Here is a 22640-nt window from a genome sequence, read left to right on the forward strand (position 1 = left end):
CCTTCTATGACCATCCGCCGCCGGAGTCGAGCCCCCACCTGGGACTGCCTGCACAGCCGCAGCAGGGGGTTTTCCGCCAGAATAAGAGGGTCCGTCCTCCCTCTTTTGGGGGATTCCGACGTGGCTGACGAAGGGTATCCGGTATACCCATGAGTTCCTCAGGCTCGATCATTCGCATCCTGGTCGTCGACGATCATCCGGTGCTGCGCGAAGGGCTCAGCGCCATGCTCGCTGGACAACCGGACATGGCGCTGGTGGCCGAAGCGGAGAATGGCGAGCAAGCCTTGCAAGCCTTCCGCGAACATCAACCCGACATCACGCTGATGGATGTGCGGATGCCCGCGATGGGCGGCATCGAGGCGATCACGGCGATACGCTCGGAGTTTCCCACGGCACGAATCATCGTCCTGACGACCTATGAGGGCGACGCGCAGGCGCTGCGGGCCATCAAGGCTGGTGCGTCCGGCTATCTGCTCAAGAGCATGCTGCGCAAGGAGTTGGTGGAGACGATACGCAGCGTGCATGCGGGACGTCGCCGCATCGCCGCGGACATCGCCTCCGAAATGGCCGAGCACGTGGCAGACGACGAGTTGACGGCGCGAGAACGTGACGTCCTGTCCTACGTTGCCGCCGGAAACGCCAACAAGGAAGTCGCCGCCCGAATGGGCATCTCCGAGGAGACGGTCAAGACGCACATGAAGAACGTCCTGACCAAGCTCGGTGCCAAGGACCGGACGCATGCGGTGGTTGTCGCGCTGAAGCGGGGAATCATCGACGTCTGAACCCGGTGCGCCCAGGCGGCTCAGCGACCTCCGCTGACGAGGTGCCGCAGGCGGTTGCGCCAGCTACGCTTCGGAGCGCCGAGATACGCGGCCTTGGCCGGCACGCGCAGCTCCACTTCCGTCCCGGATTCGCTGCGGCACAAGATGTCGAGCTGCGCGCCAATCTTCCTCGCCCGCTCGCGCATCCCTCTCAGGCCCCAGTGACCAGGCCGTCCACCGGCCTGCAGAAATTCCACGTCGACGCCACGTCCGTCGTCGCGGACGCGCAGGCGGAGCTCGCGGTAATCATAGGTGAGCGCTACCTCGATCCGCTGCGCGTCGGCATGTTGGAACGCGTTCACCAGCGCCTCGCGACCGATGCGGAAGACCTCGTCGCGAACGATCGGGTCCAGCGACGTGGGCTGCCCCTCCACCACCACATGGAATCCCGCGGAATGCTCCTGCCTGAACTCCTCACCCACCTTCTCGAAGGACTGGGACAGGTCTCCGGTGCGCTCCGAAGCGGCGCGCAGCTCTCTCACCCGGGCACGACTCTCGACCAGGACGTTGTCGGCTCGGTCCAGCGCATCCTCCATCGCCTTTCGTACGGGATCGGCCACCGGGAGCCGTTCCGCCACCGACTGGAGGCGCAGGATCACCCCCTGGACGCCCTGTAACAGCGTGTCGTGCAGCTCGCGCGCGATGCGCTCGCGCTCACGGTGACGCTCTTCCAGCAAGCCGCGCATGCGCGCCCGCACCTGGCGCAGACGCAGCAGGAACAACCCCCACAGGCTCGCCAGGATCACGGCGAGGCACAACGCGCGGAACCACCACGTCTGAAAGAAAGCCGGCGGCAAGGTGAACTCGAGCGTCGCGCCGGTCTCGTTCCAGACGCTGTCGTTGTTGGCGGCGATGACACGGAAGCGGTATTGCCCGGGCTCGAGATGCGTGTAATACGCCTCGCGCCTCGTACCAACCTCCTGCCACGTCTCGTCCACGCCTTCGAGTCGGTAGCGGAAGCGCACGCGCTCGGGGATGGCGAAGCTCAGTGCCGTGTAATCGATTTCGATGTTCGTCGCCTGCTCCGGCAGGGTGAGCGACGGACCGGGTGCGAGCAGCCGGCCATCCACACGCATTGAGCGGATCCGCACGGGAGGCGGCAGCGGATTGCGGAAGATGTTCGCCGGGTCGATCCACACCACACCATTGCTGGTCGCGAACCACAGCCTGCCATCGGTGCCCTGGACCGCGGTGGGCAGAGGGCGCAGTTGGGTGGGGCGTGCTGGCAGACCATCGAGGAAGTCGAAGCGCTCGCAGCGTGCGCGATGGCTCGGGTCGGCGATGGCGCTCGCCACCTCCTCCGCGCTGAGGTGGAAGATGCCCGGCACCGCATGGATCCACAGCGCTCCATCGGGCATCTCCAGGATGCCCGCGACACCGCGCAAGGGCTCGCTGCTGGCCACGGTGAGGGGCTGGAAACGCTGCCCGTCGAAATGGACGAGGCCGAACTGCCCACCCGCCCACAGCCGTCGCCCGGCACGCAGCGTGGTCACCAGTCCCAGGTTGAGCCCATCCGCGGCGCCGTAGCGGTGCACGCGACCGTTGTCGACCATGATGATCGCGTTGTCGCGGTCCCCCAGCCAGACGCGGCCCCGCGCGTCGGTCGTCGCGGAATAGATGCGCGACTCCGCGCTCATGCCGAGCTGTTCGCCCATGCGCGTCCACACGCCGTCCTTCCAACGCAACACCCCGTCGTCCGACGCCATCGCGACCCACAACGCACCGGTCGCGTCCTTCGTCATCGCCTGGACCTGCGGAAAGGTCGTTTGGGTTGGAACCGTGGCAACACGCACGGGACGGTTGTTTTCAATGCGCCAGATACCTGTCGAGGTCCCCAACCACACGGTGCCTTCCGGATCGCGATACGCACTGCGAACGGCGTCACCGAGCTCGGTGAGCTCGACCTGCTTGTCGTGAAGCCGCATCAAGGGCCGGTTGGTGCTGCCCGCCCAGATCGCACCGTTGTCACCCGCGGCCAGGGCGAAGTCATGTGAGCCGCGCGGAAATTCCGCCAGCACCAACGAGCTGTGGCGGAAGCTGTCGAGCCCTCCGCTGGTGCCGACCCAGATGGTCCCCTCACGGTCCTGGATGAGCGGCCACGCGTAGTCCGCGCTGAGGCCTTCCTTCTCGGTGAAGAGCTCCGCGGCCGGATCAATCCGTCCAATGGGTTGATCGCCCATCCGTTCGGGATGAGGCACACGGCGCATGCCATCACCGAGCGTGCTGAGCCACAGGCTGCCTTCGCGGTCGAACACCATCCCGGCCGACTGCACCTCGATCCGCGTCGAGGTGGAGAGAGGCTCCCCATTTGCGCGCACCACGGGCCGCACGAAGCCATCCAACTCGGTGATCCAGATGGCACCATCGGGCGCCTGCGCGATCCTCCCCACCCACTGTACGCGAGTGCCGGTCTCGCGAAACGCGCGAGCGCCCTTCGGAAGGAACACGAGCGTATCCCCCGTGGAGACCCACAACGTCCCGTCGCGGTCGACGAACAGCGCCGTGGCGCGCGTGCGCGAGAAGCTCCAGTCGTCGCCGACACGATGCCAGCGTCCGTCCTGCAAGCGATAGAGCCCGGCTTGTCTTCCGCCGGCCCAGACGCCTCCTTGTGCGTCAATCGCGAATGACTGCAATTGGAGCGACGACAGTCCTTCCGCCTCGCCGTAGCGCGTGACCTGCCCGTCCTTCAGGTAGGCCGCGCCGCCATGCTGAAAGCCGATCCACAATCCCCCTTCTGGCGAGGCCTCCAGCGTCTGGATGGTGGTGAATGGGTCACCGCTGGGCGGATCGAAACGCTCGAAGCGGACACCATCGAAGCTGTACAGCGTCGCCGCGGCGGACAGCCAGATGAAGCCATCACGGGTCTGCGCGAGCGCGGAGATCTGTCCGGGTGCTCCGTCCTTGATGGTCCAGCGTGAGTGATAGAACTGGCCGATGCTGCGATCGCGGCCATTCGTGTGTGCAGTGGCGACCGCGCCGTAGAGCAGGAACAGGCAGAACCAGGGCAAGGCCCACCGGCGCAACAACCGCTCCCAGCGATGGCTTTTCGCATCCATCATCCGTTCCGCGTTCCTCTCGTGATACAAAACATTTACATACCTTCCAACCCGGGTGAGAGAAATCCCTCAAAAGAGGGAGAAGGTAGGTGCGCAGGTCGAAGAGGGGCGCCGCCTGGTGGGTGGTCCAACTCACCAAAAGACTGCAATCCAAGGAAGCGTCATACCCCTTTCGTGGGAGTTCATGGCCCCCTTTGGGAGGTAGCCGGCCCTCACTCGTCCTCGTGAAGTATTCACCCTGTCGTTCTGAGACAGTCCGTGAAGCGTCTGTGCGCCAGCTCCATCACGCGTGACATGTCTTTGAATGACCCTACCCCATGCCGGGCATGGGTTGGGTGGCCCGTGATGTTGAAGTGATTGTCAGTCTTAACAGCCAACCCGCCTTCCCCCTCTGTCCAGCATGGTCACCGGAACAGAATACGAAAGACTGCTGTCCAGCCTGCGACTGAAGAGCCCATGGGCGATAGGAGATGCTCACGCCGGGAATATACCTCCAGAGGGCATGGATGATGCGCGGCTGGCAGCGCGCGTGCAAGACAACAGGATCGACCATGGACCGTGGCGGTCGGTGTTGGATGTGCTCGAGCAGCAATGGAGGCGACATGCTGATCGTGTCGCGATAGCGGACGCGGTCGTCGAAGTGACCTACGCTCAGCTGCGGGAGCGGACCCGTACCCTTGCCGGAATGCTGCGAGCCAGGGGGATTGGGAACGGTGATGTGGTCGCGGTCGTGATGGACCGTGGGCCCGCCTTCGTCGAGACCGCGATCGCCATCTGGCGGAGCGGTGCGGCCTATCTCCCATTGGCCCCTGCGCACCCTGCGGCATGGCGTGAGGACGTCATTCGGAGGGCGGGGGCGACGCTGGTGGTGAGTCTGTCGCAGGCCAGCGCCGTGCCGGGCGTGCCCCACCTCGACCTCGGCAGCGCTCCCCTCTCCCCCACCCCCGTTCCCACGCTCGAGGAGGCAGCAGCCGAGGCGACGCTCGCTCCCGAAGATCTGGCGTACATCATCTGCACGTCCGGTTCGACCGGTGAGCCCAAGCTGGTGATGCTCGAACATCGGGGTGTCTCCCATCTGCTCCACGCCCAGCGGGATTACTTGGGAGCGCTGGGGCCGGACACGCGCGTGCTGCAATTCGCCCACCCGGCCTTCGACGGCGCCTTGTTCGACATACTGATGGCGCTGGCCAACGGCGGTCGTCTGGAGACCCTCGACGCCTCGCAGATCGGCGGTGAGCCGCTGGCCGAGGTGCTACGAACCCGCCGGATCTCCCACGTAGTGCTGCCCGCGACAGTCCTGCGCACACTGCAACCGGGCCGGTTCTCTGACCTTCAGGTGGTGATGAGCACCGGTGACGTGTGCCTCCCGGAGACCGCTCGGGAATGGGCGGCGCGCCACCGCTTCATCAACGGCTACGGCCCGACGGAGGTGACGGTGGCCAGCACGCTGCACACCGTGGGGACCCAGAACGGCGAGCGGGTGCCCATTGGCCGTCCCCTCTCCAACTGGCACGTCGTCATCCTCGACGAGCACTGGCGACCCGTTCCCGACGGAGCTCCGGGCGAGATCTGCATCGGTGGGGACGGTGTCGGGCGCGGGTATCTGGGACAGCCCGGCCTCACCGCCGAACGGTTCGTTCCGGATCCGTTCAGCCCGGTGCCAGGAAGCCGGCTGTATCGCAGCGGCGATCGAGGCAGGCAACTGGCGGACGGGACCATCGAGTTCCTCGGACGGCGCGACAACCAGGTCAAAGTCCGCGGTGCGCGCATCGAATTGGGCCAGGTCGAGTCAGCACTGCTCGCGCTACCGGGCGTCCGTGACGCTGTGGCCGTCATCGACGGACGAGGTGAGCGGCTCCTGGGTTATGTGATACCGGCCGCTGGAACGGTGCTGTCTGTCGACGCGGTGCGCACCGAGCTCCGCCGTCACCTGCCCGGCTATCTGGTACCGGATGTGATCGCGTCGGTCGACGAGTGGCCGCTGACCACAAGCGGCAAGGTCGACCGCACCCGGCTGCCTCGGCCACAACGGCCGGAAGGCACTGGCTATCAGCCGCCGCGCACGCCCGTGGAAGAGGCGCTGGCGAGGATCGCGGCGGAGTTGCTCGGAATGGATGGGGTTGGGGTGCAGGACAACCTGTTCGAGCTGGGCGGAAACTCCCTGTTCGCCACCCAGCTCGTCGCCCGGGTGCGCAGCGCGATGGGGGTGCACCTCGAGCTGAGTGCCGTTCTCCAGGCCCCCACGGTTGCTGAGATCGCGGCACGGCTCGGTGAGCGGCACGACGCAGTGGAGCGGGGCCCGCGGGTGGCTGAACCCGGCGCGGAGATCGCTCCGTCCTACGCCCAGCAGCGGGTGTGGCTGATGCACAAGCTCAACCCGGACGCGAAGGCCTACCACACGCAAGCGGTGCTCAGACTCGCGGGTGAACTGGACATCGCCGCGCTGCACGCCAGTCTGACCGACATCGTCCGGCGCCACAGCGCGCTGCGCACGCGTTTCATCGAGGTGGACGGAGAGCTCCGGTGTGAGGTGGATCCGCCCTGGGATGTAGAGGTCCCGCTGCGGGACTTCAGCGGCGCAGGCGAAGCCCAGCAGGAGACTCTGGTCGGTGAGGCTGTTCGCGACATGGTCCAGGCGCCGTTCTCGCTCTCCGACGGCAGGCCGTTCCGCTGGCTGCTGCTCAGGCTCCGCGCGGACGAGCACATCTTCGTGCACGTCGAGCACCACATCGTGCATGACGGCTGGTCGTTCCTCGTCTTCGTCCGCGATCTGCTCGATGGCTACGCCGACTTCGTGCGACACGGCGAGGTGCGGCGTCCGGAGCTGCCCGTGCAGTACTCCGACTATGCGCGATGGCAGCGGGAGTGGTGCGGCACCGAGGCCGCGGCGGCGCAGCGCCGTTTCTGGCGCCAGGAGCTGGAAGGCGCTGAGACCGTGCTCCAACTCCCCCGCCGCACGGAGCCCAGGTCGAGGAAGTTCCGCGGCATGGCGCCCCGAATGGAGCTTGACGGCGAGCTCGCGCGCCGTCTGCAGGACCTGGCGGACCGGAACAACACGTCCCTGTTCACCACACTCCTCGCGGCGTTCTTCGTCCTGCTGCACAGGTACACCGGCTCACGGGACATCCTCGTCGGTTCCGCTGTCGCCAACCGGCGCTGGCAGGACACCGAGAACCTGCTGGGAATGTTCGTCAACAATGTCGTGATACGTGGCCGGTTGCACGGAGACCCCACGTTCGAGGAGTTCCTGGCGCGGGTGCGGCGAACCTCCCTGGAGGTCTACGACAACCAGGAGTTGCCGTACGAGATGATCTTCGCGGAGTCGCCCGCACGGCATCACGGCGGGCTCAACCCGTTGATCCAGGCCATGTTCAGCTTCCACGACACAACGCCGGGTGCGCTCGGTGCGGCCCCGCTCGAGGTCTCCGTCATCGAAGGCCTCAGCAACGGCTCGGCCAAGTTCGAGCTGAGCGTCATCGCGGTGCCCCGTTACGCCGAGCCGGGGCACATCAGCAGGCTGGCCGGAGACGTGGTGCACATCCCCCAGTCCGACGCTCCGGTGCGTCCCAGCCCACGCTCGTCCCTCTCGGGGATCCTTCTCGCCTGGGAGTTCGACTCCGACCTGTTCGAGGAGTTCTTCATCTCCGGGATGTTGTCCGCGTACCAGAAGCTGCTCCACGCCATCACCACCGCTCCGGACACCCCGGTGTCGAGACTGTCCCTGCTGGACGACGCGGAGCAGCGGGCGCTCATCTCCTCGGGCCCCAGGCGTGACGCACCGGCGGAGTGGATACCCGACCTCGTCGAACACTGGGCCCAACTCATCCCGGACGCCCCCGCGGTGACATCAGGTGCCTCGCCGATGTCCTACCGCGAGCTCACGCATCGGGCGGGACGGCTGGCGCGTCATCTCCGTGGGATGGGGATTGACCGGGAGGAACTGGTGGCGGTGCTCGCACCGCACTCGGCTGAGCGCGTCATGGCACAACTGGGGGTCCTCAAGTCGGGTGCGGCCTACCTGCCGCTGGAGCCCAACCACCCTTCGTCCCACTTGGAGAGGCTCGTTCGGGACGCCGAGGCACGAGCCGTGGTCACGACAGCGGGGCTGGTGGATCGGGTCCCCTCGGGCATCCCCATCGTGTTGCTGGACGATGTCCCCGACACGCCCGGTATCCCGCTGCCCTCGGGAGCGCCCACCGACCTTGCCTACGTCATGTTCACGTCCGGGTCCACCGGCAGACCCAAGGGAGTCCAGATCGAGCATCGCTCGGTCGTGGCCCGTCTGCACGGGACGAACACGATGGACCTGGTGCCGGGCAAGACGATGTTGGCCATTGCGTCGCCCGCCTTCGACGTGTCGGTGCTGGAGTACTGGGGGCCGCTGATGAACGGCGCCGCGATCCACTTCCTGCAGCCCGGCTGGGACATGCATGGCCTGTTGCGGTGCGTCACCCACAACGCGATCACCCATGCCCTGTTCACGCCCGCGGTCTTCCACCCGCTGGTGGCGGAAGTCCCGGAAGTATTCGACCACCTGGAGCAGGTCCTGGTCGGGGGAGATGTCGTCTCCCCTGAGGCATTCCGCGCGCTGCGGCGCAGGGGCGTCACGGCGGTGACGAACGCCTATGGCCCGACCGAGGCGACCATCGTCGTCAGCGGTCAACGGCTCGACGACTGGCACGATGTCGAGGGAGCCAGTGTGCCCATTGGCCGAGCACTGCCCAACTCCCAACTCGTCGTGCTCGACGAGCACCTGCAGGTGGTGCCACCAGGCGTGGTCGGAGAAATCTGCATCGGAGGGCCTGTCGTCGCGCGTGGATACCGCGGCATGCCGGAGCTCACCTCCGAGCGGTTCGTGGCGAATCCGTTCGGGTCGTCACCAGAGGACCGGATGTACCGCACCGGAGACCTGGGCCGGTGGCTCCCCGGTGGGGTGCTCGAGTTCCTGGGCCGCCGCGATGAACAGGTGAAGATCCGCGGCGTCCGGGTGGAACTGGCCGAGGTGCGGGCTGCATTGGCCACTCACCCCGAGGTGATCGACGCCGTCGTGGTCGCCGCTCGGATGGGTGACGAGTTGCGGCTCGTCGGTTACGTCCTGGCCGCGCAGGGGTCGGCGGTGTCCGGCCAGGCCGTGCGCGAGGCGGTGGCGCGCAGGTTGCCCGGACATCTCGTGCCCGAGGTTGTCATGGTTCTCGACGCGTGGCCGTTGACCACCCAGGGCAAGCTCGACCGGACCCGCCTGCCAACGCCACAGGGGGAAGCAGACGCGCCGTTCACGGCACCGAGGAACGAGAGCGAGGCCCGGATCGCCGCAGTCGTCGCCGAGCTGTTGAAGGTGGACCCGGTCGGAGTCCACGACAACCTGTTCGGGCTGGGCATGCATTCCTTGCTGGCCCTGAAGCTCGCCTCGCGGCTGAGCAGGGCCACCGGCCGGGAGCTCGGTCTCGCCACGCTCTTCGAGGGCCCGACCGTTGCGCAACTGGCCGCCGCGCTCTCCACCTTGCCGCTCGCGCGGCCCACCATCGCGAGGCGGCCGCGCGCATGACGACCGTGTTCCCGATGTCCTTCGCCCAGCAGCGGCTGTGTTTCCTGCACTGGCTCGATCCCTCGGGGTTCGCGCAGAGCTCGGCCCGCTGCTTCCGGGTGACGGGTCCGCTGGAGACCCACGCCGTGCGCACGGCAGTGGACGCACTGGTGGCCCGGCATGAATCGCTGCGGACCGTCTTTCCACTCGGTACGCACCAACACGTGTTGCCAGAAGGACGCGGACACGTGCGCGTCCTCGATGTAACGGACGAACCCGAGGCACTGCGGCACGCGGAAGCCTTCGTGTCCCAGCCGTTCGACATTGAGCACGGTCCGCTATTGCGGATCGCCGTGCTCCGGCTGGCTCCGGAGATGCACTTCCTCGTGTTCTCGGCGCATCTTCTGGTGGCTGACGGCTGTTCGCAGGAGCTCCTCTTCGAGGAGCTGGCCATCCTCTACCGAGCGGCGGTTCTCGGTGAGCCCGCCAGCTTGCCCGAGCTGCCCGTGCAATACGCGGACTGGGCGGCATGGCAGCGGGAGCAGCTCACCGAGCAGCGGCGCGCGGAATTGTCGCGATGGTGGCGTCAGCACCTGTCCGGACTCCCGCTCATGCTGGACCTCGTCCCACCCCGCCGCGCGCTGGGGCGAGGGCGGCGCCTGCATCGCGCGCTCCCCACCGAGCTCGCCGCTGCGGTGCACGCGTTCGCGAGTGCCGAGCGTCAGACCGTGTTCACGGTTCTGGCCGCGGCCTGGGGGGTCGTGCTCGGGCACTTCGCGAGCAGGCAGCAAGTCCTGCTCGGTCTGGCCGTGGCCAACCGCGACCTGCCCGAGCTCGAGCGCGTACTCGGGTTCTTCGTCAACACCGTCGTGCTGCGGGTCGACCTGAGTGGGGACCCCGACTTCCGCGAGCTGCTCGTCAGGGTGGCCAAGGCCACGGTCACCGCCCACGTGCACAAGGATCTGCCCTTCGAGCAGCTCGTCGTCGAGCTCGCCCCACCGAGAGACCCCACCCGGTCACCAGTCGTGCAGGTCAACTTCGCCTACCACCCGGTGGGTACAATCGGTGCGCTGGCGCTGCACGGCTGCTCGGTGACGGAACACCTGCAAGACTTCCCCACCGCCAAGTTCGAGCTCACCCTTCGCATCGAGGAGACCTCCGACGGTAGGGCCGTCGCTTGGGCCGAGTTCGACGAGAGTGTGTTCGACACCCGCTTCGTCGATGGCCTGCTGTCGGCCTACGTGGAGGTCCTGCGCGCCATTGCTCCGGGTGTGCCGGTGTCTCGACTGCTGCCCACGCGCTCCACGACGGAGCGGGCTCTCACCCGGATCTTCGCCGACGTGCTGGGTGTCGAGACCGTCGGTCCGCACGATGACTTCTTCCGTCTCGGCGGCCATTCCCTGCAACTGGTCGACATCGCAGTCCGCGTACGTGCCGAGCTCAACCGGCACATCGGACTGCGAGAGCTGTACGCAACCCCAACGGTGGCCGGAGCCGCCGCCCTGCTTGATTCATCAGGAGCGTCACGATGAGCGATTCCTATCCGTTGCCCAAGAACTGGCGGTGCCCGCTGGACCCTCCGGCCGAGTACAAGCGCCTCAGGCAAGAGGCCCCGATCACTCGTGTTCGGGCGTGGGACGGCAGCACACCGTGGCTGATCACCCGCTACGAGGACGCCTACGCGGCCCTTGGCGACCCGCGGCTGAGCATGGACTTCCGGCTGCCGGGACTCCCCCACACATCGCCCGCGTCGGCTGCTCGGCTGGAGCGGACCCTGCCGTTCGCATTCCGCTCCGACTCGGAGTACCGGGTTCAGCGGGCCATGCTCGTGCAGGAGTTCTCTCCACGGCGGATGGAGACCCTTCGACCGCGGATCCAAAGCATCGTCGACGAGACTCTCGACACGATGCTGGCCGGGCCAAGGCCCACCGACCTGATGGCGGCCTTCGCGCTCCCCGTGGCCATTCGCGTCATCTGCGAGCTGCTCGGCGTATCCCACGACGACCACGTGCACCTGCACAACCTCAGTTGCACGATCGGGTCCCGGGACTCGCCGAAGGAGGCGGCCGGACAAGCACTGGACGAGATGGAACGCTATTTCGAACGTCTGGTGGACGAGACCATGCGCAACCCCAGCGACACGCTCGTCGGCCGCGTCGTGGCCGAGCACGTGCTGAAGGGAGCGCTGAGCCCGCAGGACGCAGCCGCCATGTTCCAGATGCTGTTCCACGCCGGGCATGGACCGACCGCGTACATGGTCTGCATGGGCACGCTGGCGCTGTTGCTCGATCCGGCCCAGCTCGGCGAGTTCCTTGCGGTAGCGGATGATCCGCGCCAGCTCTCCGCGGCCATCCAGGAGCTCCTGCGTTACGTCACCGTCTCACACAGCGGCAGGCAACGGGTCGCCACGGAGGACATCACCCTCGGTGGCCAGCTCATCCGCGCCGGTGAAGGCGTGATCGTCCAGATAGACTCGGCCAACCGCGATGAGACGGTCTTCCCCGACCCGGACCGCCTGGACATCCACCGTACACCGCACCGCAACCTCGCCCTCGGCCATGGCATTCACCTGTGCACGGGACGCGCGCTCGCCTTCATTGAGCTCGAGGTGATGTTCCCCACGCTGTTCCGACGTGTCCCCACCCTGCGACTGGCCGTGCCCCTCGAGGACATCCCCTTCAAGCAGAACGACAACCTGCTCGGTGCGCACGAGATGCCGGTCACCTGGTAGCCCGCCCTCGCTTACTAGCCCCCCGGGAGTTGTCTAGGCTCCCGCCCCATGTCCCTGCGATCTCGGGCTCCTCATGGCCGCGCCAAAGCTTGGCCTGGGGGGACTGGGGGGCTTCGAGCTCTACCGCGCGGTGAAGGCCTGGGGACACAAGGGACAGGTGGCCCCGTTGTCCTCCCGCGGATGAGCTCGCCTGGCTTGAGCCCAATAAAAATGGCCCCATGCACCCTATGTGCATGGGGCCTGCTACCCGTCTGAACATGACGGGGAGCGCCGAGAACCTTCGTCCCGAGCCAACCTGGGATCCTCTATACCCTCACCCCGTCCCTCTCCCAGAGGGAGAGGGTCTAACTCTTAGGGTCAGAATTCGGCTGTGGCCCTCGGGTCCACGATGCCGCATTCCTTGATCTTGTAGAGCAGCGCCTTGTAGCTGATGCGCAACTTGCCCGCCGCTCGTCTCTTGTTCCAGGCCGTCCGCTGCAGCATCGCCAGGATTGCTTCGCGCTCGGCCAGCATCGCCGCTCGCTTGCCGATGTCCTTCAGCGACATCTCCCCCTCCGGCACGCTCGGCGGCGGAGGCGGAGGTTGTGGCACGTCGAATGGATTCGCGTAGCGCACCGGTGCCACCTGATTCACCGGCACCTCCACCGGCGGCACCACTCCTCGCGACGGCATCTCCAGGACCTGCACCGAGCCGCCCGCTCCCGCCGCCGTCACCGCTGGCATCGCCGGCATCGTCGCGGGCACCGGCACCCGGATCGTCGGCGCCGGAGGCTCCACGTCCCCGTCTCCCGCGTAGGACGTCGGCAGCGAGGGCGCGCTCGCCGGCGCCCTGCCCCCGGCTCGCAGCTCGTCCAGCACCAGCGTCGGATCCTTCAGCACGCACAGCCGGCGCACCATGTTCTCCAGCTCGCGCACGTTGCCCGGCCACTCGTACTCGGTGAAGGCTCGAAGCACCTCGGGCGGCAGCTCCGCCACCCCGCTCATGTACTGCCGCCCGTACTTCTTCAGGAAGTGGTCCGTCAGCGGAACAATGTCCTCGGGACGTTCGCGCAGCGCCGGCAGCCGGATGGCCACCACGTTCAGGCGGTAGAACAGGTCCTCGCGGAAGTTGCCCAGCTCGATCTCCCGCTCCAGGTCACGGTTCGTCGCCACCACCACGCGGCTGTCCACCCGGACGCTCTTCTTGCCACCCACCCGGAAGAACTCCTCGTCCTGCAGCACCTGCAGCAGCTTGGCCTGCAGCCGGATGGCCATCTCACCAATCTCGTCCAGGAAGATGGTGCCCTGGTCCGCCAGCTCGAACTTGCCCGGCTTCTCCGCCGTCGCGCCGGTGAAGGCGCCACGCTCGTGACCGAAGAGCTCGCTCTCCAGCAACTCGCCCGGCAGCGCCGCGCAGTTCACCTTGATGAACGGCCGGTTGCGCCGGTTGCTGCGCGCGTGGACCTCGCGGGCAATCACCTCCTTGCCCGTACCGGACTCGCCGAGCAGCAGCACGGGCACGTCCGTGTCCGCGATGCGCTCCACCAGCGCGCGCACCCGGCGCATGGCCGGCGAGTGCGAGATGAGGACACGCTCCCCGCTCGACTCCTCCTTGGTCGCCGCGCTCGCCACCTGTGCGCCCGCGGAGCCCTGCCGCGCCGGCATGCGGCTGCCCAGGGCCCGGCTCATTGCATCTTCCAGCTCGTCATTGCTGAAGGGCTTGGACAGATAGTCGCTGGCACCCAGCTTCATGGCGCGCATGGCGTCCTCAGCCCCCGAAAGGGCCGAGAGCACGATGACGGGCGCGCCACCACCGGAGGCCCGGTAGCGCCGCAGCACCTCGAGCCCGCTCATCTCCGGCATCATCACGTCCAGCAGCACCACGTCGAACGAGCCACCGGAGAGCATCTCCAGTGCTTGGGAGCCACTCGACGCGCAGCGCACCTGGTACCCCGAGCTGCTGAGCAGCTCGGCGAGGAACGTCCGCACCTGCTCCTCGTCGTCCACCACCAGCACCGCGATCCGATCCATCCCCTCGCCTCCCCTCACCCTGTCCATCTCGATTCACTCCGTGGGACGTCCCTCTCGGGTCCGCCCCTCGTCAAACCGTCAGTCCCATCCCCGCCGCCCCTGCTCCCCGGCGCTCCTCGCGAGCCCTGCGAAGGGCCTGCAACGAGCTGCTCAGCAACTGCACGGGCGTCCCCACCACGTCCGGATAGCTCACCGCGCCCAGCGTCAACGAGGGGCGCAGCACCCGTCCCTCCACCTGCAAGCGGGCCAGGGCGAAGCGCTCGCTCACGCGCGCCATCACGTCCGGCACGCCCTCCGCCGGAGTTCCCGGCAACAGCACCGCGAACTCCTCCTCACCCACCCGGGCCACCATGTCCGCCTCGCGCACCGTCTGGCCGAACACCACGGCGCTGTAGACGAGCAGGCGCTCGGCCAGCGGCCGACCGGATGCCTTGCGCAGGGCGCGGAAATCGTCGAGCGACCCCGTCACCACCGAGAAGGTGCCCCCGAAGCGCTCGGTCCGCCGCATCTCCAGAGCAATGAGCTCCAGCAAGAAGGCACGGGTGTACAGCCCGGTGAGCGGATCATGCAGTGCCGCCGAGCCCGCGTCCTCCGGGACAATCGCCCGGCGCACCGCCGCCTTCAGGCGCAGCTGGGCCCGCAGCCGCAGCACCAACTCCTCGCCCGAACCGGAGCGCGGCACGATGTCCACGCACAGCCCCTTTTCCAAGCAGCAGCGGTACGTGTCCGGATCGTCGGAGTCCACCAGGTACAGCATGGGCACCGCGCCCCGGCCCATCTGCCGCAGCCGTCGCGCCACCGCAATCGCCGCGTAGTCCGGCGGCTGGGCCGCCAGCACCACCGCGTCCGGGCGGATGGCCTCGAACAGTGGCCCCGCCGCGTCGAAGCGCGTCACTGGCACCACCCGAAAGCCCGCCTCGCCCAGAACGACCCGAGTCCTCTCCAGGTCTCCCGCTCGCGGCTCCACCACCAGCACCGTCAGCGGCTGCTCCGCCCTTTTGTGCTTGCGCCTCAACGCCACCGTGTCCCCCGTCCGGCCAGAACCTTTTTCCTCATCGTTCCTCCGGCGTACTTCCCAGGTTTACAGTCCTACCCACCCCTGCCCTTTCCATCCCCTTGTTTTTCCTGGGGGTGGGAAGGGACTTACTCCTCGTGCGCACCTGAATCAGCAACTGGCGTGCCATTTGTCACCCGAAGGAGACTCGCCTCGACCTCCGATTCCACCAGGCGGTGCTTGAAGGTGTCACGGCCGTCGATGATGACCACCGGAATGTCGTACCGCCAGGCAGCGAAGGTGGCGGGATCGGCCCGGATGTCCTCCTCCACCAGGTCGAAGGGGATGCGCTCGCGTAGACGCTCCAGTACTCCCTTGGCCTGGTCACAGAGGGAACAGTTGGGTTTCGAGTAGAGTCGGACAATCATTCGGTCGAAGGATGTGACGCAATGCGCGGTCTGTCAGGTGACTTCTCGACGATGCCTTTGAAGGATCTCGTCGCGTACCTGGGCAGCCGGCGAGCCTCTGGAACCCTGAGGGTCATGCGAGCAGGCGTGCGCAAGCTCATCCTGCTGCGTGATGGGCAGGTGCTGAGCGCCAGCTCCAACCAGCCGCGCGAGTTCCTGGGCCAGTTCCTCATCAACATGGGGCACCTGACCGAGGAGCACTTCAGCAGGGCCTACGCCACCCAGCGCGAGACGCGGGTGCCATTGGGGAAAATTCTGGTGATGGCGGGGCTGGTGCCCGAGCAGACAGTCCGCGGCACGCTCAACCTGAAGTTCCGCGAGACACTGCTGGACATGTTCCGTTGGGAGGAGGGCGAGTTCTCCTTCGACGCGGGCGCGGTGCCTGAGGTGGAGGGGGTGGAGGCTCGTGTGGAGCTGACGGACATCCACCGGGAGGGCGAGTTCCGCGAGACAGCATGGCAAGCCATCCGGGGGGCCTTTCCCTCGGGGAACCTGTACCTGACGATGGATGAGAGCCGGCTGCCCGAGCCGCCCAAGCCAGGCACGCTGGACGCGAAGCTGGTGAAGCGCATCCGCGAGGGGCTGACGCTCGACGAGATGACCAAGGTGCTGCACGCCTCGGACTTCCTGGTGTACCAGCGGCTGTACGCGCTCTATCGACTGGAGGCGGTGAAGGTGCAGAGCACGCCGCCTGCGGGGCGTCAGCGGCCCGCGCTGTCCGAGGACGAGGGCGAGGCGCAGGTGGTGGACGTGGATGTGATCGGCGCCGAGTCACCCACGGCCGAGGTCATCCAGGCGGCGCAGTCGTTCCTCGAGAACGGCAACTTCCGGGACGGGGAGGCGCTGGCGCGTCGGGCGCACGAGATGTCGGCCACGCCAGAGACGGAGGCGCTGCTGCGCTCGGCGGAGGCCGCGCTGCTGGGGGCGCTGCGCCGGGAGATGCTGGACAAGCCCCAGGTGCCTTCGCTGCTGGTTTCGACGGCGCAACTCAAGACGACGCAGCTCAGCGCCCCCGAGCGCTACCTGCTGTCACGCATCGATGGCAAGCGAGACCTGGGCACCATCATCAGCGTGTCTCCGCTGAAGGAGCTGGAGGCGCTGAAGTACTTCCGAGCCTTCGTGGACACGGGGCTGGTGAAGCTCACCCCGCGGTAGCTCCCTCTCCCTCTGGGAGAGGGCGGGGGGTGAGGGTAGTCGTCACCCGCGTGCACCCGTAGCCAGTGTGTGCATCGGCTCACGTGGTGACGGACGGTTCTCTCGAGGCCCGCGCTAGAACCCCAGTCCCATTCAGGAACACGGGGAGGAAATACCCTCACCCTAGCCCTCTCCCAGGGGGAGAGGGGACCTACACGGTAGTCGCGGCAGGGATGCTCTCAGGGTCCTGTCATCGCCGCCTTCGCGCCCGGAGCGGTGGGCGTGGCGGGGGGTCCGGCCACCTCTTCAGCAGGCAGCTCCTCGTCCGAGGACTCCTCTTCCGCCGGAACCTCCTCCGCGGGCGTGGCCTCGTCCTTCGCGGGGGTCAGGGAGCCCGGAGGCAGGCGCGCCAGGCCCAGACGCATGGCCTCGCGGCCAAGCCACGTGGCTCGAATGCGCCAAAGCGGCTCATTGACGATCACGGCCGCCACCGCCACCTTCGGATTGTCCTTGGGCGCGAAGCCCACGAACCACGAGTAGTCCCGGAAGGGCTTGCGGTCCGCCAACGTCCCCGTCTTGCCCACCGCGCCCGGCACCCCCATGCCCCGCTCGCGGAAGGTGCGGCGCGCGGTGCCCTTGGTCACCGTCGCCTCCAGGAGGGTCGTCAGGTCTCGAGCCACCTCGGGCGACAGCACCTGCTCGCCGGCCGGGGGCGCCGCGTTGGCGTCGGGCTCGAAGAGGATGGGCTCCCTCCAGACTCCCTTGTTGGCCGCCACGGACGCCAGCAGCGCGCCGTGCAGCGGCGACAGGTACACGTCCCCGAAGCCCGCGCCCGTCTGAGCGAAGCGGAACTCGTCACTGTCCGGCACGGAGGCGAGCGACACGTCCGTGGGCACGGGGAAGGAGATCTCCCGGTTGAAGCGGAAGCGAGCCGCCGCGTGCTTCAGCGCATCGGGCGACAGGTAGCGCTGCGTCAGCTTGGCGAAGATGACGTTGGCGCTCTTGCCCATCGCCTCGGCCAGCGAGTGGCACTGGCCATCGCGCGAGCTGTCCTCCAGCAGCTTCTCGGAGAGCCGCCGCTTGCCGCCGTGGAAGCACGTCTCTTCCATGGGGGTGACGCCGGCCTCCAGCAGCGCGGCGCCCGTGACAATCTTGAAGATGCTCGCCGCGGGGAAGACAGCGCGCGTGGACAGCCCGCGCAAGCCCGGCTGCGCCTGCGAGTGCTCGGCCATGGCCAGCACACGGCCCGTGGAGGGATCCAGCACCACCACGGCGCCGTAGGGCACCTGGTAGTCCGTGAGGATGTGGGTGAGCTGCGACTGGAGCGTCGGGTCGATGGTCAGCGGCACGTTGCCCTGGGGCCCCGGCACCACCAGTCGCCCCTGGGCATCCTTCTTCGCCCGGGCGAGCACGTCCTGCTTCATGGACAGCGAGCGCAAGCGGGCGAAGGGCGGGTCCTGCTCGCGCGAGGGCACCGGCACGGGCGGAACGAGCCCCAGCATCACCCCGGCATCAGGCGGCTCCGCCACTTCGGCGATTGGGGAGCCAGGCGTCCCAGCATCCAGGAGCGCGGCCTCGGCCCCCGGCGTCGTTCCTCCATCCTGGCCTGCATCCTGGGCGCTCCCTTCGTCCGCACCGACGAGCAAGAGGAACACGGGAAGGAGCAGCATCGCCGGAAAGGCGCGGGAGAGCGTCATACGGAACCGTCTCGCGGGAGGGGGTTGGGGGGGAGGCATGGTACCTGCCCCACACAAGACGTCCATTCTCCCGCCCAAGTTCCCCTGGAGAGCAAGAATCCTGGCGAGCCCCTGCTGGGCCCGATAGGGTCCGACCGCCTTGAACGTACTGAAAGAGACCGCGGTCATCTGGAGCGCCGAGTGCCGTCGCACCGTGAGCAGCGCGCGCGCGGTGGTTCTGCTTGGGCTCTACAGCTTGATCTCCCTGGCGGTGCTGCTGGTGGGGGCCCTGTTGCGCGCCTGGATCCAGCAGATGGCGGAGCAAGCCGGCGGCGTGCTCGCACCCTCCGAGCAGATGCCCACCCTGGTGGTGGTGGTCTTCTACCTCAGCATCCTCTTCCTGCCCCTCTATGTCGCGTTGATGGGCTTCGACCAACTGAGCGGAGAGGTGGGCCCGCGCTCCATCCGCTACCTTACCGTGCGCGCCCGCCGCTCATCGGTGCTGCTGGGCAAGTTCCTCGCCCAGACCACGATCCTGCTGGGCCTGGTACTCGCGCTCGATCTGATCCTCTGCGTCTACGCGTGGCTATCGACGCCGGGCTTCGGCTTCGGCACCTTCTTCCTCAACCTGCTCCGGTTCTGGGCGGGGACCATGGTCTTCTCCCTGGCCTTCCTGGCGCTCACCACCCTGTGCTCCAGCTTCACCTCCACCCCCGCGGTGAGCCTGGTCTTCAACTTCATCTTCATCCTGCTCTCCTTCTGCTTCTGGCTGGCAGGCCTGTGGTTCGGCCGCGAAGAGGGCCATCCGCTCGAGTCCATCCGCTACCTGTCGCCCATGAACTACTGCACGAAGCTGCTCGACCCGGAGCCCCTGCAGTTCGGCGGGAGCGCCCTGGCCTATGTCGTCTTCGCGCTGCTCTTCCTGGGTGGCGCCTACACCGCCCTGCGCACGAGGGACCTGTGAGCGAGCCGGCCATCGATCTCGTCAACGTCACCCGGCGCTTTGGCGCCAAGAGCGCGGTGGATGGAGTGAGCCTCACCGTGCAGCGGGGCCAGGTGTACGGACTCATCGGCCCCAACGGCGCTGGGAAGACGACCACGTTCTCCATGATGTGCGGCTACCTGCGTCCCTCCGGAGGCACGTTGCGCGTGATGGGCGTGAATCCGTGGGTGGATGGGGCCCTCAAGGGGAAGCTCGGCGTGCTACCCCAGGACGCGGTGCTGCCCGGTGGCTGGAAGGTGGGGCCGCTGCTCACCTACTGGGCGCGGCTGAGCGGTCTGGACAGGCCTGAGCAGGAGGCGCGCGGGTCGCTCGAGAAGGTGGGCCTCATGGAGGCCTGGGGCGTGGACACGCACGCGCTGTCGCACGGTATGGCCAAGCGCGCGGCCCTGGCACAGGCGCTCATGGGGAAGCCGCCGCTGGTGCTGCTCGACGAGCCCACCGCCGGGTTGGATCCACGCATCGCCAACCAGGTGCGTCAGGTCATCCGGGAGCTGCGGGACCAACACACGACGGTGGTGGTCTCCAGTCACAACCTCCAGGAGTTGGAGCAGTTGTGCGACGCGGCGGCCATCCTCGATCGGGGCAGGCTGGCCCAGGCCGGTACCATGGCCGAGCTCACCAGCCAGACCGCCGAGTTCCGCGTCCAGGTGGCCAGCGGCACCGTCATCATCCCGGAGCTCCATGCGCTCCCGGGAGTCACCTCCGCACGCATGGAGGGCGAGACGCTCCTGCACGTCCGCTTCGACGGTCAGAACCACAAACCCGAGGAAGTCATCAGCCGCGTGGTGGGCCACCTGCTGCAGACGGGGGTGCTCATCCTCGGCGTCTCGCGGGGCCACCGGCTGGAGGAGCGGGTGCTGCAGCTCACCTAGGAAGCAGGCACCCAGGAGCGGAAGAAAATCCCGTCGGAAATTCCGGATGAAACTCCGGGTCCGCTCGTGTCACTCACGAGCCGATGGCAACCCGCTCCCCCTCATGCATCTCCACCTGCCCTGCGGGCCTGGACGGCGCAGGTGCTGGGGGAATTATTGCCAAAAAGCTTCGTGTTTTCGGGGCCCTGGGTGGTGTCTTCACCCGGCCGGGTACGCCTGCGTCGCCTTGCGTGCTCGGAACGGGCTCTGTTATCTACCCGCGCCTTGCTGACTTGATCAAAGCCCGGGACCGCAGTCGGACCTGACGACGTACGAGGAGCTGAACAGACTCATGAAACCCAATGTGATCGTGGCCCTGCTGGTGGGCCTGGTGCTGGGGTTCGTTGGTGGCCGTGCCTTCACCGGCAGCCCCACGACCAATGCCGCTGGCAACAAGCCCACGGCGGCCGCCGCCGCCAACGCGCCCCGTCCGAATGCCCGGCCGGTGGACCCCACCGTCTTCAAGGTGCCCATCGACGGCTCGCCTGTGAAGGGCAACGCGGACGCGCTCGTCACGCTCGTCGAGTTCTCCGACTACCAGTGCCCGTTCTGCTCCCGCGCGAACGCCACGGTGGAGCAGCTCCAGAAGGACTACGGCAGCAAGCTGCGCGTGGTCATGAAGCAGAACCCGCTCTCCTTCCACCCGCGCGCCAAGCCCGCCGCGCTGGCCGCGCTGGCCGCCGGTGAGCAGGGCAAGTACTGGGAGTACCACGAGATTCTCTTCGCCAACAGCAAGGCGCTCGAGGACGCGGACCTGGAGAAGTACGCGAGCCAGCTCGGCCTGGACATCACCCGCTGGAAGGCGGACATGGCCAGCCCCAAGCTGTCGGCCATCGTGGACCGTGATCAGGCCCTGGCTGGCAAGCTCGGCGCCAACGGCACCCCGGCCTTCTTCATCAACGGCCGCTTCCTCTCCGGCGCGCAGCCGATCGCCAACTTCAAGACGCTGATCGACGAGGAGCTCGGCAAGGCCGAGGCCCTGACGCGCTCGGGCACCCCGGCGAGCCAGGTGTACGCCGCCATCATGGCCAAGGGTGTGGAGTCCGCTCCCTCCAAGGCCGCGCAGCAGCCCGAGGCTCCCGCCCAGGCTTACCGCAAGGTGGACGTGCCTGACGACGCCCCCTCCTTCGGCCCGAAGGACGCCAAGGTGACGATCGTCGAGTGGTCCGACTTCGAGTGCCCCTTCTGCAGCCGCGTGGGTCCCACGCTCAAGCAGATCAAGGAGACGTACGCCAAGGACGTGCGCGTGGTGTTCCGTCACCAGCCGCTGTCCTTCCACCCGAACGCCAAGGGCGCCGCCGAGGCCTCCATGGCCGCCCATGAGCAGGGCAAGTTCTGGGAGTACCACGACAAGCTGTTCGCCAATCAGCGCGCCCTGGATCGCGCTTCCCTCGAGAAGTACGCCCAGGAACTGGGCCTGAACATGAACCAGTTCAAGGCCGCGCTCGACTCCGGCAAGTTCCGCGCGAAGGTGGAGGCGGACTCCGCCGCCGGCGCCGCGGTGGGCGCCAATGGCACCCCGACGTTCTTCGTCAACGGCCGTGAGTTCGTGGGCGCCCAGCCCTTCGACAACTTCAAGAAGATCATCGAGGAGGAGAAGGCTCGCGCCGAGAAGCTGCTGGCCTCCGGCACCAAGCAGGGCGACCTGTACGCCAAGCTCATCGAGGAGGGCGTGAAGTCCAACGGCTCTGCTCCCCAGGCGCAGGCCCCGGCCGAGCCGCCCGTGCAGAACATCGAGGTTGGCAACGCCCCGGCGCGTGGCCCGAAGAACGCCCCCGTCACCATCGTGGCCTTCTCCGACTTCGAGTGCCCGTTCTGCAGCCGCGTGGTGCCCACGCTCAAGCAGATTGAGGACGAGTACAAGGGCAAGGTCCGCGTGGCCTTCAAGCACCAGCCGCTGCCCTTCCACGCGAACGCGAAGCCCGCCGCCATGGCCGCCATGGCCGCCCACGAGCAGGGCAAGTTCTGGGAGTACCACGACAAGCTGTTCGCCAATCAGCGTGCGCTGGACCGCGCTTCCCTCGAGAAGTACGCCCAGGAGCTGGGCCTGAACATGAACCAGTTCAAGGCCGCGCTCGACAGCAACAAGTACGACGCGCAGGTCACCGCCGACATGAGCGAGGCCTCCCGCGTGGGCGTCAACGGCACCCCCACCTTCTTCATCAACGGCCGCTCGCTCGTCGGTGCTCAGCCCGCCGAGGCCTTCAAGCGCGTCATCGATGAGGAGCTGAAGAAGAAGGGCACGGTCGCCGCGGACCAGAAGTAGTCCCCGCCCCGCCTGAATGAAAAAGGCCGTCGGACCGAAGCGGGTCC

General features: G+C 67.4%; 13 protein-coding genes. 8 read left to right on the forward strand and 5 right to left on the reverse strand.

All coding sequences use genetic code 11. The features are described from left to right. Nucleotides 1-149 precede the first annotated feature (149 nt). On the forward strand, nucleotides 150-782 hold the full coding sequence (locus F0U60_RS32235) for a response regulator (protein ID WP_395805606.1): 633 nt from the start codon (nucleotides 150-152) through the stop codon (nucleotides 780-782). Nucleotides 783-802: 20 nt separating this feature from the next. Here F0U60_RS32235 and F0U60_RS32240 read toward each other — a convergent pair whose 3' ends face one another. Continuing rightward, the gene (locus F0U60_RS32240; RefSeq protein ID WP_395805608.1) at nucleotides 803-3880 is read right to left on the reverse strand and encodes a triple tyrosine motif-containing protein; all 3078 of its coding nucleotides are present in this window, start codon (nucleotides 3878-3880) and stop codon (nucleotides 803-805) included. 397 nt (nucleotides 3881-4277) lie between these two features. Between F0U60_RS32240 and F0U60_RS32245 the strand changes: the two genes are divergently transcribed. The 3 genes from F0U60_RS32245 to F0U60_RS32255 are packed head-to-tail and all read left to right on the forward strand — an operon-like array spanning nucleotide 4278 to nucleotide 12132. Further along, entirely contained in the window at nucleotides 4278-9422 is a 5145-nt protein-coding gene (locus F0U60_RS32245; RefSeq protein WP_395805610.1) for an amino acid adenylation domain-containing protein, read from the forward strand. Continuing rightward, the gene (locus F0U60_RS32250; RefSeq protein ID WP_395805613.1) at nucleotides 9419-10933 is read left to right on the forward strand and encodes a condensation domain-containing protein; all 1515 of its coding nucleotides are present in this window, start codon (nucleotides 9419-9421) and stop codon (nucleotides 10931-10933) included. The genes F0U60_RS32245 and F0U60_RS32250 overlap by 4 nt, the downstream gene beginning before the upstream one ends. Further along, nucleotides 10930-12132, forward strand: a complete 1203-nt coding sequence (locus F0U60_RS32255) for a cytochrome P450 (protein WP_395805615.1) — start codon at nucleotides 10930-10932, stop codon at nucleotides 12130-12132. Before F0U60_RS32250 ends, F0U60_RS32255 begins: the two co-directional genes overlap by 4 nt. Before the next feature lie 357 nt (nucleotides 12133-12489). Here F0U60_RS32255 and F0U60_RS32260 read toward each other — a convergent pair whose 3' ends face one another. From F0U60_RS32260 to F0U60_RS32270, 3 genes are all read right to left on the reverse strand, one after another. Further along, the gene (locus tag F0U60_RS32260; RefSeq protein WP_395805617.1) at nucleotides 12490-14142 is read right to left on the reverse strand and encodes a sigma 54-interacting transcriptional regulator; all 1653 of its coding nucleotides are present in this window, start codon (nucleotides 14140-14142) and stop codon (nucleotides 12490-12492) included. Nucleotides 14143-14212: 70 nt separating this feature from the next. Next, a complete protein-coding gene (locus F0U60_RS32265) occupies nucleotides 14213-15163 on the reverse strand; it encodes a diguanylate cyclase (RefSeq protein ID WP_395805619.1) in 951 nt (316 codons plus the stop codon). Nucleotides 15164-15285: 122 nt separating this feature from the next. Beyond that, nucleotides 15286-15564, reverse strand: a complete 279-nt coding sequence (locus F0U60_RS32270) for a glutaredoxin family protein (RefSeq protein WP_395805621.1) — start codon at nucleotides 15562-15564, stop codon at nucleotides 15286-15288. Between the two features lie 21 nt (nucleotides 15565-15585). Here F0U60_RS32270 and F0U60_RS32275 point away from each other — a divergent pair, with 21 nt between their 5' ends. Then, complete coding sequence (locus F0U60_RS32275) at nucleotides 15586-16758, forward strand: DUF4388 domain-containing protein (RefSeq protein WP_395805623.1); 1173 nt, start codon at nucleotides 15586-15588, stop codon at nucleotides 16756-16758. A gap of 218 nt (nucleotides 16759-16976) precedes the next feature. Here F0U60_RS32275 and F0U60_RS32280 read toward each other — a convergent pair whose 3' ends face one another. Further along, complete coding sequence (locus tag F0U60_RS32280; RefSeq protein WP_395805625.1) at nucleotides 16977-18434, reverse strand: penicillin-binding transpeptidase domain-containing protein; 1458 nt, start codon at nucleotides 18432-18434, stop codon at nucleotides 16977-16979. A 139-nt stretch (nucleotides 18435-18573) separates the two neighbouring features. On the opposite strand from F0U60_RS32280, the gene F0U60_RS32285 reads away from it, so the two are divergent. The 3 genes from F0U60_RS32285 to F0U60_RS32295 all read left to right on the forward strand — a co-directional run bounded on the left by F0U60_RS32285 (nucleotide 18574) and on the right by F0U60_RS32295 (nucleotide 22593). After that, a complete protein-coding gene (locus F0U60_RS32285; RefSeq protein WP_395805627.1) occupies nucleotides 18574-19377 on the forward strand; it encodes an ABC transporter permease in 804 nt (267 codons plus the stop codon). Beyond that, entirely contained in the window at nucleotides 19374-20288 is a 915-nt protein-coding gene (locus F0U60_RS32290) for an ABC transporter ATP-binding protein (protein WP_395805629.1), read from the forward strand. Before F0U60_RS32285 ends, F0U60_RS32290 begins: the two co-directional genes overlap by 4 nt. Nucleotides 20289-20619: 331 nt before the next feature. Then, entirely contained in the window at nucleotides 20620-22593 is a 1974-nt protein-coding gene (locus tag F0U60_RS32295; RefSeq protein WP_395805631.1) for a DsbA family protein, read from the forward strand. Nucleotides 22594-22640: the final 47 nt, after the last annotated feature.

Source organism: Archangium minus, from assembly GCF_044360475.1.
In the GTDB taxonomy this organism is placed as follows: Bacteria; Myxococcota; Myxococcia; order Myxococcales; family Myxococcaceae; genus Archangium; species Archangium minus.

Excerpts from the sequence above, each read along its gene's own strand:
- F0U60_RS32235 (WP_395805606.1), top strand. The coding sequence starts at position 150 with ATGAGTTCCTCAGGCTCGATCATTCGCATCCTGGTCGTCGACGATCAT.
- F0U60_RS32240 (WP_395805608.1), bottom strand. The coding sequence starts at position 3,880 with ATGATGGATGCGAAAAGCCATCGCTGGGAGCGGTTGTTGCGCCGGTGG.
- F0U60_RS32245 (WP_395805610.1), top strand. The coding sequence starts at position 4,278 with ATGGTCACCGGAACAGAATACGAAAGACTGCTGTCCAGCCTGCGACTG.
- F0U60_RS32250 (WP_395805613.1), top strand. The coding sequence starts at position 9,419 with ATGACGACCGTGTTCCCGATGTCCTTCGCCCAGCAGCGGCTGTGTTTC.
- F0U60_RS32255 (WP_395805615.1), top strand. The coding sequence starts at position 10,930 with ATGAGCGATTCCTATCCGTTGCCCAAGAACTGGCGGTGCCCGCTGGAC.
- F0U60_RS32260 (WP_395805617.1), bottom strand. The coding sequence starts at position 14,142 with ATGGATCGGATCGCGGTGCTGGTGGTGGACGACGAGGAGCAGGTGCGG.
- F0U60_RS32270 (WP_395805621.1), bottom strand. The coding sequence starts at position 15,564 with ATGATTGTCCGACTCTACTCGAAACCCAACTGTTCCCTCTGTGACCAG.
- F0U60_RS32275 (WP_395805623.1), top strand. The coding sequence starts at position 15,586 with ATGCGCGGTCTGTCAGGTGACTTCTCGACGATGCCTTTGAAGGATCTC.
- F0U60_RS32280 (WP_395805625.1), bottom strand. The coding sequence starts at position 18,434 with ATGACGCTCTCCCGCGCCTTTCCGGCGATGCTGCTCCTTCCCGTGTTC.
- F0U60_RS32295 (WP_395805631.1), top strand. The coding sequence starts at position 20,620 with ATGAAACCCAATGTGATCGTGGCCCTGCTGGTGGGCCTGGTGCTGGGG.